Origin of the sequence: Micromonospora sp. NPDC047465, from assembly GCF_040643125.1 — a bacterium.
Classification (GTDB): Bacteria; Actinomycetota; Actinomycetes; order Mycobacteriales; family Micromonosporaceae; genus Micromonospora.
Map to the genome: position 1 here is coordinate 1 of NZ_JBEYTP010000127.1, position 1,358 is coordinate 1,358.

The following is a 1,358-nucleotide window of genomic DNA, read 5'->3' on the forward strand; positions in this document are numbered from 1 at the left end:
TGCCCAGCAGCTTGTAGGCGTCGCGGGCGCCCTTGGACCCGTCGATCGCCTTGATGCCGAACTCCTTGATCGCGTCTGCGGCGATGTCGGCGTTCCGTGCGCCACCGGCGAGGGCCTGCGAGATCAGGCCGAGCGACGTGGGCCCGTCCAGGCCGAGAGACCGGAACAGGGTGGAGTACTCCTCCATCGTGTCGAGCAGGTCCTCGGACTTGTTCGCGCCGCGCTGGGTGGCGGCGACGAGCAGGTCCATCGCGTCCTCGGCGGACTTGGCCATCCCCGTACGCAGCATGGTCGACACCGCCGCGGTGACCCGGCTGGTGTCCTCCTCGAGCACCTGCCCGACGGTGAGCAGCTTCTCCACCGTCGCCTTGCTGGTGGCGTCCGCAGCCCGGGTGACGTCGACCAGACCGGACTGCGCGGCCGCGCGGATCGCGCTGGTCACCGCCGGCATGTCGGCGCCGAACCCGTCGGCATACAACTCGCCGGACAGCTTGCCCAGCGCCGCCGCCTCGGCCGGGCCGGCACCGAGCTGAGCGGCCAGCACGCCCTGGAGCTTGCTCTGCTCCAGCCCGGACATCGCGCCGGCGGCGAGGGCCAGGCCGATGCCGGCGCCGGCGACGGCGGCACCGGCCTTCACCCTCCCCCACGTCTTCTGGAAGCGGGACTCGATCTCACCCGTGCCCTTGGTGACGCCGTCACTGTCGATGCCGATCTTCACCATCAGGTCCGCGAGTGTCGCCACCTTGCACACCTCCCGTCTCCAGGCCACCCATGGCCTTGTTCAGCGACCGGATCAGTCGCAGGTGGTCCTCGCCGGTCTGCTCGCCGGCCGGGGCCGCCGCGCCGCGCTGGTCCCAGCGGGGCAGGAAGTCCTCCGGCGTGAACCGCCGGCCGTGCTTGCCACGGTTGGCGTTGGCGATGGTGGAGGCGATGATCGCCGCGTGCATGTCGGCGCGTTCCGGGCCGAGCGGGCCGGTCACCCGCTCGTACGCCATCCACGCCGACAGCTCCCGGGCGTCGATGCGGGCGAGTAGCTCGCCCACGGTGCAGCCCAGGTGCGCCGCTAGTCGGTGGCGGAATCGTCGCCCTGGGTCGCGCCGAAATCCTCGGTCAGCTTGTCCACGTCGTCGTCGGACAGCCCGGCGATCTTCTTGCACGCCTCGAACACCCGGTCGATGGGCTTGGCGTTCTTGCGGGACAGGGCGTTGACGTCGGCCTCGGTGAACAGCTGGCTGCCGTGCTCGTCGACGGCGCACAGCACGATCAGCTTGGCCCGCGCGTTGCGCAGGTTCATCTGCCGGTTGCCGCCGCGCTGCTGCACCAGCGACTGCTCGTAGGCGTCACGCTGGGCGCCGGTG

3 protein-coding genes are annotated in these 1,358 nt (G+C 71.1%); all 3 read right to left on the reverse strand.

Features of this window, described 5'->3' with window-relative positions; genetic code table 11:
• The coding region (locus ABZ793_RS34660; RefSeq protein WP_357465219.1) for a phage tail tape measure protein at positions 1-742 on the reverse strand (742 nt) is incomplete at its 3' end.
• Entirely contained in the window at positions 696-1,043 is a 348-nt protein-coding gene (locus tag ABZ793_RS34665) for a DUF4035 domain-containing protein (RefSeq protein WP_357465221.1), read from the reverse strand. The genes ABZ793_RS34665 and ABZ793_RS34660, both read right to left, overlap by 47 nt.
• A 20-nt stretch (positions 1,044-1,063) precedes the next feature.
• Positions 1,064-1,358 (reverse strand): hypothetical protein (locus ABZ793_RS34670; RefSeq protein ID WP_357465223.1); only part of this gene is annotated, 295 nt, incomplete at its 5' end.